The organism is Nocardia gamkensis NBRC 108242 (assembly GCF_001612985.1).
Taxonomy (GTDB): domain Bacteria; phylum Actinomycetota; class Actinomycetes; order Mycobacteriales; family Mycobacteriaceae; genus Nocardia; species Nocardia gamkensis.
The window spans coordinates 259,375-273,371 of record NZ_BDBM01000006.1 but is presented as its reverse complement, the minus strand read 5'-3'; the positions used below and the strand labels follow the sequence as shown (position 1 = coordinate 273,371).

The 13,997-nt window shown below is 67.8% G+C and carries 13 protein-coding genes; 7 read left to right on the top strand and 6 right to left on the bottom strand.

The annotated features are described in order from the left end of the window. The first annotated feature begins 70 nt into the window (after positions 1-70). The 5 genes from NG1_RS07475 to NG1_RS07455 all read left to right on the top strand — a co-directional run bounded on the left by NG1_RS07475 (position 71) and on the right by NG1_RS07455 (position 4,195). Positions 71-997, top strand: a complete 927-nt coding sequence (locus NG1_RS07475) for a metal-dependent hydrolase (RefSeq protein ID WP_062969290.1) — start codon at positions 71-73, stop codon at positions 995-997. 11 nt (positions 998-1,008) lie between these two features. Beyond that, positions 1,009-2,169, top strand: a complete 1,161-nt coding sequence (locus tag NG1_RS07470) for a hypothetical protein (RefSeq protein WP_062969289.1) — start codon at positions 1,009-1,011, stop codon at positions 2,167-2,169. A 147-nt stretch (positions 2,170-2,316) separates the two neighbouring features. After that, complete coding sequence (gene msrB, locus NG1_RS07465) at positions 2,317-2,772, top strand: peptide-methionine (R)-S-oxide reductase MsrB (protein ID WP_062969288.1); 456 nt, start codon at positions 2,317-2,319, stop codon at positions 2,770-2,772. Next, positions 2,769-3,284 carry a peptide-methionine (S)-S-oxide reductase MsrA gene (gene msrA, locus NG1_RS07460; RefSeq protein WP_040871578.1) on the top strand — a complete coding sequence of 172 codons (516 nt, stop codon included), beginning with the start codon at positions 2,769-2,771 and terminating at the stop codon, positions 3,282-3,284. Before msrB ends, msrA begins: the two co-directional genes overlap by 4 nt. Positions 3,285-3,586: 302 nt before the next feature. Beyond that, complete coding sequence (locus NG1_RS07455; protein WP_084498751.1) at positions 3,587-4,195, top strand: DUF2165 domain-containing protein; 609 nt, start codon at positions 3,587-3,589, stop codon at positions 4,193-4,195. 19 nt (positions 4,196-4,214) lie between these two features. Here NG1_RS07455 and NG1_RS07450 read toward each other — a convergent pair whose 3' ends face one another. Then, positions 4,215-7,121, bottom strand: coding sequence for a UPF0182 family protein (locus NG1_RS07450; protein WP_062969286.1), 2,907 nt, complete (start codon positions 7,119-7,121; stop codon positions 4,215-4,217). A 241-nt stretch (positions 7,122-7,362) separates the two neighbouring features. Between NG1_RS07450 and NG1_RS07445 the strand changes: the two genes are divergently transcribed. Then, positions 7,363-9,594 carry a glycoside hydrolase family 3 C-terminal domain-containing protein gene (locus NG1_RS07445; RefSeq protein ID WP_062969285.1) on the top strand — a complete coding sequence of 744 codons (2,232 nt, stop codon included), beginning with the start codon at positions 7,363-7,365 and terminating at the stop codon, positions 9,592-9,594. Positions 9,595-9,608: 14 nt separating this feature from the next. Here NG1_RS07445 and NG1_RS07440 read toward each other — a convergent pair whose 3' ends face one another. Further along, on the bottom strand, positions 9,609-10,907 hold the full coding sequence (locus NG1_RS07440; RefSeq protein WP_062969284.1) for a YhgE/Pip domain-containing protein: 1,299 nt from the start codon (positions 10,905-10,907) through the stop codon (positions 9,609-9,611). 65 nt (positions 10,908-10,972) lie between these two features. On the opposite strand from NG1_RS07440, the gene NG1_RS07435 reads away from it, so the two are divergent. Further along, positions 10,973-11,572: a TetR/AcrR family transcriptional regulator gene (locus NG1_RS07435; protein ID WP_062969283.1), complete on the top strand. Its 600-nt coding sequence runs from the start codon at positions 10,973-10,975 to the stop codon at positions 11,570-11,572. A gap of 27 nt (positions 11,573-11,599) precedes the next feature. Here the strand turns inward: NG1_RS07435 and NG1_RS34940 are convergent, their stop codons facing one another. The 4 genes from NG1_RS34940 to NG1_RS07420 form a co-directional block, all read right to left on the bottom strand. After that, on the bottom strand, positions 11,600-11,746 hold the full coding sequence (locus NG1_RS34940; RefSeq protein WP_063910274.1) for a DUF1059 domain-containing protein: 147 nt from the start codon (positions 11,744-11,746) through the stop codon (positions 11,600-11,602). A 61-nt stretch (positions 11,747-11,807) separates the two neighbouring features. Next, complete coding sequence (locus tag NG1_RS07430; protein ID WP_062969282.1) at positions 11,808-12,695, bottom strand: VOC family protein; 888 nt, start codon at positions 12,693-12,695, stop codon at positions 11,808-11,810. 16 nt (positions 12,696-12,711) lie between these two features. Then, on the bottom strand, positions 12,712-13,764 hold the full coding sequence (locus NG1_RS07425; RefSeq protein ID WP_084498750.1) for a ferredoxin--NADP reductase: 1,053 nt from the start codon (positions 13,762-13,764) through the stop codon (positions 12,712-12,714). Next, positions 13,761-13,988 (bottom strand): hypothetical protein, encoded by a 228-nt coding sequence (locus tag NG1_RS07420; protein WP_062969281.1) that lies wholly within the window; start codon positions 13,986-13,988, stop codon positions 13,761-13,763. The genes NG1_RS07425 and NG1_RS07420 overlap by 4 nt, the downstream gene beginning before the upstream one ends. Positions 13,989-13,997 lie beyond the last annotated feature (9 nt).

Here is a 13,997-nt window from a genome sequence, read left to right as displayed (position 1 = left end):
CCAACGCGGCTCGGCGGCACCGGAACACGCCGCCGGACCTGTTCGATCCCGAAAGACGAGGTACAGCCCAGTGACCGATCTTCAAGTCCGGAAGATGCGCTTCGCGTTCGCGGACTACGACGTGCCCTTCTTGTGGAACGAGGAGAACCCGGCCTTCTCCTCGATGGCCAATGCGGTGTCCTTCCTGGCGATCGGCTTCGAGAAGATGATCGTCAACATGATTCGGGAGGCCATGCCCCTGATCACGGATCCCGAGGTCGCCGAGGAAGCCGACGCGTTCGTGCGGCAGGAAGGCCAGCACTCCACCGCGCACCGCCAACATGCCAACGCCCTGATCCGGCGCTACCCGGGGTTGCAAGAGACGCTCAACGAAGTGATCGCGGAATTCGACCGCCTCACCGTGAACACGTCGGTCGAATACCGGCTCGCGTACACCGCCGATCTGGAGGCGACCTTCACCCCGGTGTTCAAACTGATGCTCGACAACGACGCCACCCTCTTCCGGCCGGGAGACGACCGGGTCGCGTCCCTGTTCATCTGGCATTTCGTCGAAGAAGTCGAACATCGCAGTTCGGCGCTGATCATCTTCGACTCCGTCGTCGGCAGCGACGTGTATCGGATGCGCATGGCGCCGTCGATCTTCCGTCACGTGCTGAAGGTGATCAGGGTGGCCTGCGCGGGCTTCAACCGGCACGTCCCGCTGGAGGAGCGGAAGGTCGACGCGTTGTCGATGTTCGCGTCCTACCGTCGCAAGCAGAGACTACGCACGTTGTTGCCGTTCCTCCGGTCGGAGGACCACGGTCCGATGCCGCGGGCGTTCGACCATCTCCCGCTCCGTGAGCAACTCGTCGCGTTGGCGGGCGTCGTGCGCAGTCAGCTGCCCAAGCACAACCCTGACCACGAGAAGCTGCCCGCGCTCGCCGACGTGTGGTTCCGGCGCTACGAGGACGGTTACGACGTCTCGCACTGGTACACCGCCAGCACGGTCGCCCCCTAGGAGCCGGACCGATGGCTGATCATTGCGCACCCACCTTCGACCTGCTCGCCAAGGCGCTCGGCTTCTCGTGCGAGGAGGCGGGCGGACCGGTCGAGGTGCGGAACCCCTTCGCGTTGGAGAACTGGACGCTGCCCGTTCTCGAGGTCACGATCGTCCTGGGCGCGGTACTCGCGCTGATCTACGCGATCGTGCGGTTGCGCCGCCACGGAGATCCCACCAATCTGGTGCTCTGGTTCGGCGCGACCGCGTACCTGTTCATCATCGAACCCCCGCTGTACTTCCCGGCGGCCTTCGGCATCGACGAACACGTCGACACGATGTTCGCGCACAACTTGTTCACCGTGGAATTCCTCTGGGGCCGATTACCGCTCTACATCGTCGCGATCTACCCGTTCATGGCCACCCTGGCCTTCGAGATCGTCCGGATACTCGGAGTCTTCCGGCAGCACGGGGTGCTCATCGGCTCCGCTTGCGTGGGCTTCGTCCACCATGCGTTCTATGAGATCTTCGACCATCTCGGCCCGCAGCTGCGCTGGTGGGAATGGTCGATCGACAATCCGATCAATCAGCCGATGTTCGATTCGGTGCCGCTGCCGAGTGTGGTCGTCTTCGCCGCCCTGTGGCCGATGTCGCTGGCGTTCTGTGTCCAATGGTTCGTCGGCCGCCACGTCGATCAGGGGCAGACGTTCTCCGGGCCGCAATTGGTCTGGCGTACGGTCGTCATCGGTGTGCTGGCATCGTTGGGCACGGGCGTGTTGCCGATACCCGCAACGGTATTCGGCATGGGGAGTACCACCGTGCGCGGAGTGCTCTACGCCGCCGAACTGGTCGTCGTCACCGTCGTCGCCGTCCTGATTCTCACCCGCCGATGGCTCCGGCTGCGGCGCGACGGCGCGGACAGCACGGCCTATTCGAACGACTTCGTCCGTATCTACAGCGTGGTGTACCTGGGCGTGATGGCGTTGCTCTGGGTGACGGCGTTGCCCGATTTCTTCGGCGCCGTCGACGGCAGGACGAGCGAGGGAGACCCGATCGGAAATCTCTGGTACACACTCGCCTGCTTCGTGGTCGCGATTCTCTGCGTGATCGCCGTGTTCACGGTGCCACGGCGGAAGACCGACGAAAGCGCGGTTGCCACCGCTGAGGAAACAGCCGCGAGTCCCACGGCGTAGCGGGGCGGCGAGGAGCCGGAGCCGCCGGTAGCGCCGAGGTGAGGCGGCTCTGCCGCGGTCGGCCCGGCCGTGGTGTGACGCCCGGCTCGTCCGGGATTTTCCGGGCCCGCGCCCGGGTTGTACGTGGGGCCGATATGAGGAGGTCATGTGGCACGGGAGTACAACCGGAATCCCGCGGCGGTCGCCGCCCTGTCGCCTGAGCAGTACCACGTCACTCAGGAGAACGGGACCGAGCGGGCGTTCACGGGCGAGTACTGGGACAACCACGAGCCGGGCATCTATGTGGATGTGATCTCCGGTGAGCCGTTGTTCGCCTCGGTCGACAAGTTCGACAGCGGATCGGGATGGCCGAGTTTCACCAAGCCGATCGACGCCGGGAACGTGGTGCAGAAGCGGGACTTCAGTCATCTGATGGTCCGCACCGAAGTGCGTTCGGCGCACGGAGACAGTCATCTCGGGCATGTGTTCACCGACGGTCCCCGCGAGGCGGGCGGCTTGCGGTACTGCATCAACTCGAAAGCGCTGCGGTTCATCCGCCTCGACGACCTCGAGGCGGAAGGCTACGGGCAGTACAGGACTCTCTTCGCGAAGGAGGAGGCGTGAGCGACACGCGGAAGGCCATCCTGGCCGGTGGATGCTTCTGGGGCATGGAGGACTTGATCCGCAAGCAGCCGGGGGTGGTGTCGACACGCGTCGGCTACACCGGTGGGCGCAACGACCATCCGACGTACCGGAACCACCCGGGCCATGCGGAGGCCGTGGAGATCGTCTACGACCCGGCCAGGACGGACTATCGGGAACTGCTGGAGTTCTTCTTCCAGATCCACGATCCCTCGACGAAGGACCGCCAGGGTAACGACATCGGGACCAGCTATCGGTCGGCGATCTTCTATCTCGATGAGGACCAGAAGCGCGTCGCCCTGGACACCATCGCCGACGTGGATGCCTCCGGGCTGTGGCCCGGCAAGGTGGTCACCGAGGTCACCCCGGCGAGCGAGTTCTGGGAGGCCGAGCCGGAGCATCAGGACTACCTGTTGCGCTACCCGGACGGGTACACCTGCCACTTCCCCCGCCCGGGCTGGAAGCTGCCGAAGCGGCAGACCACCGCACAGTAGAACGCGCGGACTCGGCGGCGCCGCGCCCCGGTAACCGCCGAGACGTCCGAGCCGAAAGTAAGCGACTGCGCCATCCTCCTGGGTGGCGCAGTCGCCGCGTTCGGACCCGTGCCGCGGCACCGCCGGGGCGGAGGCGGGCACGTGAGATCGTCGTCCCATCCGGCGGACGGAAAGACTTGCGATAGAGGGTTTTCGAACGGCTCCGACTCCCCCGCCGTGGGGAGAAGACGCATGCGTACGCCGATATGATCGTCGGCGCCTGGATGTCCGGACCTTCATGCCAGTCGACCCGAGGTAGGCAGATGACGCACAGCGGCGCAAGGTTTCTCGATGTGGTGGGTAGCCGCCGGATGGCGGTGGCGGCACTGGCCACGATCACCGGCTTCTACTACCTGTTCGTCGCGTTCACCAACTGCGTGGACACCGACACCAATCGCAACGGGGTCGCCGCCGTGCTGTCGATGAAGGCGACGATCCACAATCCGGGAACGGACTGGCGCGCGATCACCAACGGCAACGTCGCGCTCGTCGCCTACATTCTGGTCGTGATCTGGGAGTTCCTGATCGCCTTCGTGCTGCTGGCCGCGGGAGCCGCGTGGGTCCGGGTGCTGACCGGACGGCCGCGCCGGCTCCGAGCCGGTGTCGATGCGGCCGTGCGGCTGTCCAGCCTGGGCTGGACCATGGCGGTGCTGCTGTTCCTGGGTGGGTTCCTGACCGTCGGCGGCGAATGGTTCCGCATGTGGGCCAACGACGATGTGAACGCCTCCTCGGCCGCGCTGCAGAACTTCCTCATCGCGGGCATCGGCCTGATCCTCGTTCACCTGCCCGACGCTCAGCGTAGTGATGCTCTTAGCCCCGGACCCGAAAGCGTCTCGGCGGCAACGCGATCGGACCAGGTTCTGCCGCGATAAGCGGTCACCGACGCCCGCGTCAGCGACCGTTGCGGTCGAGTTCGCTCAGCTGCTTCTGCAGGCGTTCGAGGGCTGCGCGGATCTCATCGATCTGCCTGTTCAGGTCGGCGATCTTCGCTTGATCCACCGGCGGCGGCCCTTGCGCCTGCGGTTGCCCCGACGGCGGCGCCACCGGCTGCTGGCCCGGTGGCAGTGGAGCGCCGGGGCCGCCGCCGGGTGGCGTGGCGAGCCGGCCGGTGCCGGGCCCGAACACCTGGTCGAGCGCCTCGGCGAGAGTCGGCGCGTACCCCACGAGGACGCCGCCGGTGCCGGGCTCGCGATAACTGACCAGAACCCGCGCCAGCTGCGGGAAGGTCGAGGCGTTCGGCGCCGTCGAGATCCGTTCGGTGAACAGTGGCTCGGCATAGAGCACGCCGCCGTCGGCGATCGGCAAGGTGAGCAGATTGCCGTATTGGATCCGGTTCGAGCGCTCGAGCAGGGTGCGCTCGGATGCCACCCTGGTGTCGGAGATCATCGAGTTCTGGATCTGCTGCGGCCCCTGGGTGAGGGTGTCGGTGGGCAGTTGCAGGACGGTGATCTTGCCGTAGTTCTCGGGATCGGAGCGGGCGGAGACATAGGCGGAGAGGAATTCCCTGTTGTAGCCGACCATCGCGCTGGCCAGCCGGAACGACGGCTCCGCGCCGCCTCGGCCACCGAGCAGGACGTAGAACGGCGGTTGGTGCGGGTTGGTTTCCACGGTGGGATCACTGGGCACCGACCAGAAAGCGTTGGTGGTGAAGAACTCCCGCGGTTCGTCGACGTGATATTTGGCGAGCATCTCGCGCTGGATCGTGAACAAGTCCTCCGGATACCGGAAGTGGGCGCGCAGTTGCGGGGTGATCGATTCCTCGGGTTCGACCGTGCCGGGGAAGACCTTCATCCAGGCCGCCAGGACCGGGTCTTGCCGGTCGATCTGGTAGAGCCGCACTGTGCCGTCGTAGGCGTCGACGGTGGCCTTGATGGAGTTGCGCACGTAGGAGACCTGCCGAGGCGATCCCCGGTCGGTATCGTCACCCGGTTCGAGCGCTTCGAGCGAGCTGCGTTTGGCGTAGGGGTAGCCGTCGATCGAGGTGTAAGCGTCGACGATCCAGACGATACGGCCGTCCACCACCGCGGGATAGGGATTGTTGTCGGTGGTCAGCCACGGTGCGACGAGTTCGACGCGGTGGCGCGGATCGCGATTGAAGATGATCTTCGACCCGGGACCGATCGCTTTGGAGAAGACGATGTTGCGCTCGGTGTAGGTCGCGGCGAAGGCGAGGCGATCGAGCCAGTTCCCGATCGGGACGCCACCGGCGCCGGTGTAGGTGTACGTGGTGGTGTCGGTGTCGTACTCGCGTGGCTGTGTGCCGCCGCCCACGATGGCATAGTCCGGACTCGCGTGGGCGATCACTTCGCCGAAGTAGACGCGGGGCTGGTCCACTCGGATCACCTGATGCCCGGCGGCTTGGGAGGCGATGTCGCCGACCGCGTAGATCGGATATCCGCTGTTGCTGCTGGCGGCATCGCCCGCGGCCTCGCGGACCGCCGCGTTGACCCGGTTGGCCGGTGCGGCGACGAACCCGTTGCCGTGCGTGTAGACGGTGTGGCGGTTGACCCAATGGCGCTGGTTACCGCTCAGCGCGCTCGGCGTCAGCTCCCGCGCCGCGACCACGTAGTCGCGCAGTTGTCCACCGATGCGGTAACGGTCCAGGTCCAGATGCGGTGGGAAGCTGTAGAAGTTCTTCAGCTGTTGCTGCTGGGTGAACGTCCGGGACAGCACGTTCGGGTCCAGGAGACGCACGTCGGCGAGCGTCGTGACGTCCGAGGGAACCTCCGACGGCGGCTTGGTTCCGACGCCGGAATACGGCTGGTACTCGACTCGGTCGCCGCCGATCCCGTAGGCCTGCCGGGTAGCCGCGATATTGCGTTCGATGTAGACGCGCTCCATGTCGGCGGCGTTCGGGCGGACGGAGAACTGCTCGACGGCTAACGGCCAGACGGCTCCGACCAAGATCGACGACAACAGCAGCAGCGCGGCGGCCATCGCCGGGATCCGCAGATCCCGCACCACGATCGCGGCGAAGACCGCCGCCGCGCAGATGAGCGCGATCGCGAAGAGAATCAGGCGAGCGGGCAGCACCGCGTTGATGTCGGTGTAGCCCGGGCCCGCGAAGGTGGGTTCCTTGCTGCTACTGGAGAGCAGCGAATACCGGTCGAGCCAATAGGCGACCGCCTTCAACACGATGAAGCTGCCCGCGAGTACCGCGAGCTGGACGCGGGCCGCGTGGGTCAGGCCGCCCGCCTTCCCGGACAGACGCAGCCCCCCGAGCAGGTAGTGCGTCGCGAGCCCGGCGACGAAGGCCAGCAGGACGGCGACGAACAACCAGTTGACGACGAATCGGTAGAAAGGCAGCTCGAAGACGAAGAACCCCACATCGTGCCCGAATTGCGGGTCCGACACACCGAACGACCCGCCGTGGACGAACAGCTGGACGGTCATCCAGCTCGACTGCGCGGCGAGGCCGCAGATGAGTCCCACCGTGACAGCGACACCCAGACCGAACCGCCGCGGACGCCGGATCACCATCGCCCGGAACGGCCGGAGGCTGTCCTCTTCCCCGGACTCCAGCAGGAACAGCGGGCGGAACCGGAACGCGAGCCACATCGCCACGAACAGGACGCCGCCGATGAGGAGCGCGACGACGAAGAACAGCGACAACCGCGTGAGCAGCACGGTAAGCCAGACGCCACGGAAGCCGACTTCACCGAACCACAGCCAGCTGACATAGCCCCTGATCAACCGGGGCACGATCAACAACGACACGACGAACACCGTGGCGGCGATCACCAGCACCCGGGTGCTGCGATGCCACCGCCGCAGGCTGGGGCCGTCGCGTGCGCTCATTTCCCACTCCCGTGGCTGCCGCCCGGCCGATGACGGTACGGCCGACGCGAAACCGCTGAGTCCGATACTACCGGGGTGGGGAAAACTGTTCGGGCCGGTCGGCCGGGCGCTCGATCAGCTCCCACAGGTACGCCACGTGGTCGGCCATGTCCACGTCCGGGTCGTACAGCCATTGCGTTTGTCGCGACGTGCCAGGATGGCAGCGAAAAGCTGCTCTTTGCTGCCGACCCGAGGAGCCTCGATGACGAGCAAGCCCGGCCTCGCCGATCTGACGCCGGAGCAGCGCGCCGCGCTCGGCAGCGGCGCGGACTTCTGGACCACCAAGGCGATCGGTCCCGTCGCCTCGGTGACCATGACCGACGGCCCGCACGGTGTGCGCAGGCAGGCGGGGGCGACCGATCACCTCGGGCTGGCCGAGAGCCTGCCCGCCACCTGTTTCCCGCCCGCGGTTGGGCTCGCGCAGAGCTGGGACACCGAACTGGTGCGCCGGGTGGGCGCGGCTCTGGGCCGGGAGGCCCGCGCCTTGGGCGTGGACGTGCTGCTCGGGCCGGGCGTCAACATCAAGCGGGATCCGCGCGGCGGCCGCAATTTCGAGTACTACTCGGAGGATCCGCTGCTCACCGGCCTGCTCGGCGCGGCGTGGGTCACGGGGCTGCAGAGCACCGGAGTCGGCGCCTCCCTCAAGCATTTCGCCGCCAACAACGCCGAGCACGACCGGATGCGGTCGAGTTCCGATGTCGACCCGCGCCCGCTGCGCGAGATCTACCTGCGCGGGTTCGCCCACATCGTGCGCACGGCCCGGCCATGGACGGTGATGTGCTCCTACAACCGGATCAACGGTGTGCCCGCCGCGCAGAATCGCCGACTGCTCACCGACGTTTTGCGCGGTGAATGGGGATTCGACGGTGCGGTGGTCTCCGACTGGGGCGCGGTGGCCGACCGGCCGGCCGCCGTGACGGCCGGACTGGATCTGGAGATGCCGGGCGGCAGCGGCGTCTCCGACGCCCAGGTGATGGCGGCGATGGCCGCGGGCACCCTCGACCCGGCGGACGTCGATCGTGCCGCGCGGAACGTGGCGACGCTGGCGGCGCGGGTGGCGGCCGGTCGCGCTAGGGCCCACAACGTCGACACCACCGATGACCACCATCGCCTGGCCCGCGAGGTCGCCGCACGCTGCGTCGTCCTGTTGCGGAACGACCGTGGCCTGCTGCCACTGACACCGGGGCGCTCGCTGGCGGTGATCGGCGAATTCGCGACGCAACCTCGATATCAGGGAGGCGGCAGCTCACACGTCAACCCGACCCGGCTCGATGTGCCGCTGGACGAGATCCGCGCGCTCGCGGGCTCCGCAACGGTCTCCTACTGCCGGGGTTTCGCCACGGACGACACGGACGCGGACAACGACGCGTTGCGCGCGGAAGCCGTCGCCGCCGCGGCGAACGCGGACGTCGCGGTGCTGTTCCTGGGCTTGGCGGCCACGCAGGAATCCGAGGGCTTCGATCGTGAGCATCTCGAGCTGCCCGCCGAGCAGCTGGATCTGCTGGACGCGGTGGTGCGGGTACGACCGGACACGGTGGTGGTGCTCGCGCACGGCGGCGTGGTGCGGCTGGGCCCGGTGGCCGCGTCGGCGCCCGCCATCCTGGACGGCGGGCTGCTCGGCCAGGCCGGGGGCGGCGCACTCGCCGACGTGCTGTTCGGTGTGGTGAATCCGTCGGGGCGACTCGCCGAGACGGTGCCGGTCCGCTTGCAGGACACCCCGGCCTATCTGAATTTCCCGGGCGAGAACTCGCACGTGCGCTACGGCGAAGGCCTGTATGTGGGCTACCGCTGGTACGACAGCCGGGAGATGGACGTGTGCTACCCGTTCGGGCACGGCCTGTCCTACACCACGTTCGATTACTCCGATCTGACACTCACCGCGAGCGAAGCGGGCATCACGGTGCGCGTCGGCGTCACCAACACCGGTTCCCGCAGAGGCCGCGAGGTGGTGCAGGTGTACACCGCGCTGCCCGGCTCCTCCGTCACGCGTCCGGCCCGCGAGCTGAAGGGTGTCGCGGTGACCGCCGAACTGGAACCGGGTGCGCGCGAGGAGATCTCGATGCTGCTACGCCGCGACGATCTGGCCTATTGGGAGACTCGCGTCGACCGCTGGATCGTGGAGGGCGGCGCCTACCGGGTCTGGGCAGGCGCTTCCAGCCGGGACCTGCGCGTCAGCGGGCTGGTCGACGTCGCCGGAGACGAACTGCGGATCCCGATCACGGCGGAGTCGACCCTCGGGGAGGCCTTGGCCGATCCGAGGGCGGCGGCCGCGCTGGCCGACGTGTTCGGCGGCATGTCCGAGAGCATGGGCGACGCCTCGGCACTCGGGGTGGACATGATGCGGATGATCGCCTCCATTCCGCTGAATCGCCTCACCGGCTTCGGCGTCGACCCGCAGAAGCTCGACGCGCTCCTGGCTGCCACCGGCGACTGATCGCCCGGACCCGTTCATCCGGCGACGGCGGGCGCGCCCACGGCAGGGGCACTGCCGAGAGGCGCTGTCGCGCGGTGCAGTCCACGGCGGTCGTAGGCGTACGTGGCGGTGACACCGAGGACCAGTCCGATTCCGAGGCCGAGCAGCGTCATCCACAACCCGTGGCCCAAACCGGCTCCGGCGTGGGCGTCGAAGAACATTATGGCGCGCACGGCCAGGTAGATCTGGTGCATCGGCTCGAAGGCGGCCAGCTTCGCGATATAGGCCGGCGTCGCCTCCAGCGGGACCGTGGCGGCCGACGACGGCAGGCCCAGGACGACGAACAAGATCAGGTTGACCAGCAGTCCGGCGGTGCCGAAGGTGGCCAGGACGGCCAGCGCGGTCACGCCGACGGCGACGATGGCGAGTATTCCGTAGAGCCACAACAGCAGGGGGCTGCCCAGCGGAACACCCAACGCGGCGGCCACGGCGAGGAATATCCCGGACAGGATCGGCGCCGCGGTGAGGACGACCGCCCATTTCACCAGCAGTGTCCGGAATCGGGAGAGCCCGGTGGCCGGCTGGTGGACGAACCACGGACCGTACTCGGTTGGCGTGAAACCGAGTACCGAGTCGACGAGCGTGTGGATGATCATGGCGCCGGTGAAGCCCGCCAGCAGCAGGATCAAGGTGTAGAAGAAGGCGACGAGGCCTTGGCCCGCACCGTCGTCCATGGGGCGGTACGGCGCGGTGACGATCTGCACCGGGTCGGCGAGCATCAACCTGGCCGCGCCGGTGAGTTCGACCGGCGCTCCCGGACCCGCCGCGAGGGCGGCGTTCACCTGGCCGGTCAGGTTCTTGCCGACGGTCTCGTCCACCTGGTTCAACGCGCGATCGGCGACGCGCTGCATGATGCCGGTGGTATACGGACCGATGCGCGGATTGGTATGGACCGTGATCACCGGCCGCTCGATCTCTCCGGGGACCACGGCGGCCGCGCCGAGAATGGCCAGACGCTTGGTGAAGTCGGACGGGATGACGATGGCGCCGTACACCTCGCCGTCCCGCAACTGTTCGCGCGCCTGGGCGATGCCCAGGACACGCAGGTCGATCTTCTCGGCCGGGATCCCGGCGACCAGCGCGTCGGTGACCTGGGCGCCGATGTTGGCGGGTTTGCCGTCCAGCGTGTCCCCCACGTCCTGGTTCACCAGGGCGATCGGGAAGTCGTGCAAGTTCTTCTCGGTATTGCCCGCGTAGCCGAGGTACATGGTGGCGAGCAGCGCCGCGAACACCGTCAGCACTGCGATCGGGGCGGTGAAGGTCCGAACCGTCATGCGAGTAAATGTAGTCACCGCCTACAAAGTAGGCAATGCCTACATTTTGTTATCCTGCAAACACCATGCCGATCACTCGAAGCCGGTCCTACCACCACGGCGACCTGCGCGCCGAACTGCTGCAGCGGGCCGAGGCGACGCTGCGCGAGTCCGGCGTCGACGGCCTTTCGCTGCGCGGGCTGGCCCGTGACGTCGGAGTCAGTCATGCCGCTCCGACCCGGCATTTCAAGGACAAGCAGGCATTGCTCGATGCCATCGCGGTGTCGGGCTTCCAGCGTCTGGCCGCCGCCTTGGAACAGACCGCGGCCGGGAGTGCGATCGAGGGGCGCTTCCGCGCCCTGGCCCGGACCTATCTCCGGTTCGCCACCGAGAATTCCGCGCTCGTGGCGCTCATGTTCGCCCGCAGGCACAGCCCTGCCGCGGGCGATGTGATGTCCCGGGCCGTGGACGCGGCGTTCGCGACGCCGGTCGCGCTCATCGCCGAAGCGCAGCAGCGGGGTGAGGTGATCGCCGGCGACCCGCGGCGCATCGCGCTGTCCGCGGTCGCCGCACTGCAGGGCCTGGCCACCTTCGTCGGCTCGGGCGTGATCGCCGTGGAAGCCGCCGACGAACTGCTGGACGAGACCACGACGCACATGATCGAAGGTCTGCGTCCGAGGCCGTGATGCTCCGGGCACGCCCGGAGCTCTCGGTCAGTACGCGATGAACAGGATCTCGTCGCGTGAGTAGTCGTGTCCGGGGTGCTTCTCCACCAGGTGCGCTTGCGTCTTCGCCACGAGATCGTCCTCGTCGGTTCCGACGATCGATTCTCCGCAGGGGCAGTTCAGATTTCGCTTCATCAGCGTTCCTTCCTCCTCGAATCGCCAGTCTAGGTCCTCGCCGCGTGACCGCCCCGCCGGGTCAGCCACGAGACCACTCGTGGCCCCAGTAGCTGTCCGCGGTGATCTCCTCGGCGGTGTAGGTGGATTCGTCGACCAGCACGCCCTCGGTGCCGTATTCGAGATCCCAGCCACCGGGTGTGCGGACGTAGAAGGAGATCATCTTGTCATTGGTGTGGCGGCCCAGGGTCGACGACAACGGATAGCCTGCCCGCATGACCCGGTCCAGCGCGCGGCCGACGGCGTCGAGCTCGTCGACCTCGACCATGATGTGCACCAGGCCCGGACCGTCGGAGCGGGTGCCGGGGATCAGGGCGAGGCTGTGGTGACGCCGGTTGACGCCGAGGAATCGCACGCGAATCGGGCCCACCTCGGGCGGGGTGGGCACCCGGAACGATCCGCGCGGCAGGAATCCGAGCACCTCACAGTAGAAGCGGTTCGCCTCCTCGAGGTCGGGCACCGGCAGCACGACATGGCCGAGCCCCGATCCGGCCGTCACGAAGCGGTTGCCGTGCGCGGTCACGACCGGGCTGTGGTCGAGCACCGGGCCGTGGAAGACCTCGACGGTGAACCCGGCGGGATCGGTGAAGGTGAAGGCCTCTTCCACCCGCAGGGCCTCGACCTGATCCCGGCCGAGCGGTGCGACGGCCACGCCCGCCCGCTCCAGCGTGTGCCGTACCCGGGCCAGGGCGCGGTAGTCGCGCACCTCCCAGCCGACGGCTAGCACGCGGTCCTGTTGCGCGGGAACGAGTTCGAAGCGGTAGGCATGCTCGTCCATCCGCAGGTACAGACTGTCCGGATTCGGGCCGGTGCCCTGCGCGAAACCCAGAACGTCGAACGCGAAGGCCCGCCAGGCCGCCACATCGGCGACGGCGATCCGGACATAGCCGAGCGAGGCGATATCAGCCATTGATTCGTCGTACTCCTCAGGAATAGGTGACTTGCACCGTGTCGGTGATCGGGACCGCCTGGCAGGCCAGCACGTACCCCTCGGCCAGATCGGCCGCGTCGAGAACTTCGTTGTGCCGCATCTCCACCCGCCCCGAAACGATCCGGCACGTGCACGCGCTGCAAGCGCCCTCGCGGCAGGAGTAGGGCGCTTCCAGTCCGTTGGCCAGCAGGACGTCGAGTAGCACGTGCTGCCGCGGCCACGGAAGTTCGCGCGTCTCGCCGTCGAGATCGACCGCCACGGTGGCGCAATCGCCGGAGTCGAGGACTTCAGGCGTGCCGCTGTCGAACGGATTGCCGTTGAGCGACACGAACTTCTCCACGTGCACGCGCTCGCGTCGCGCCCCCAGCCCGATCAGTGCGGCGGAGACGGCGTCCATGAACGGACCGGGACCGCAGACGAACGCCTCGCGATCCGACCACGGCCCGGCCAGCGCCGCGAGCTGCGCGCGGCTCGGTAGCCCTTGCACCCTCTCCAACCAGTGCACCACGACCAGGCGGCCGGGATGCCGGGCGGAGAGGTCGGCGAGCTCGGCGGCGAAGATCACCGAGCGCTCGTCGCGGTTGGCGTAGATCAGCGTGCAGTGCCCGGACCCGGCCGCCAGTACCGATTTCAGAATCGACAGCACCGGGGTGATGCCACTGCCCGCCGCGAACAACAGCAGGTCGTCGTCGAACGACGCGGGGGTGAAGACGCCCGCGGGCGGCAGCGCGTCGAGAACCATGCCCGCTGTCGCGTTGTCGCACAACCAGTTCGATGCGTATCCGTCGGGAGTTCGCTTGACCGTGACCTTCAGCGGACCCTGCTCGTGCGGTGCGCTCGACAAGGAGTAGCAGCGGCTCACCGAGCCGGTCAGCTCGCTCGGTATCCGCAGCGTCAGGAACTGACCCGGGCGGTATGCGATCGACGGCCGCTCCATGACGACATCCAGCTCCAGCGATACCGCATCGTCGGTTTCCCGGATCACCTGCGCCACGCGCAGGGGCAGAACCGCTCCGGGGCGGTCGTCCACGGCGTTCGCCGCGCTCACGGCACGTCCCCGTCACGGGTGCCGACTTCGATGCGGCCGCCCGCGACCGCCGCTTCGACGCTGTCGCGCAGCGCGGCGCAGGTCCGCACTCGCGCGCTGTCGGCCCCGGTGAACTCGGCGCAGGCCGCCACCGCGCTCGCGGTCCACTGCACGCTGGTGTGCTGCGGGCTGAATTTCTCGACCAGCACGCACGTCGCGCAGGTACGGCAGGTAACCGGTTCCATCGCAGTCCG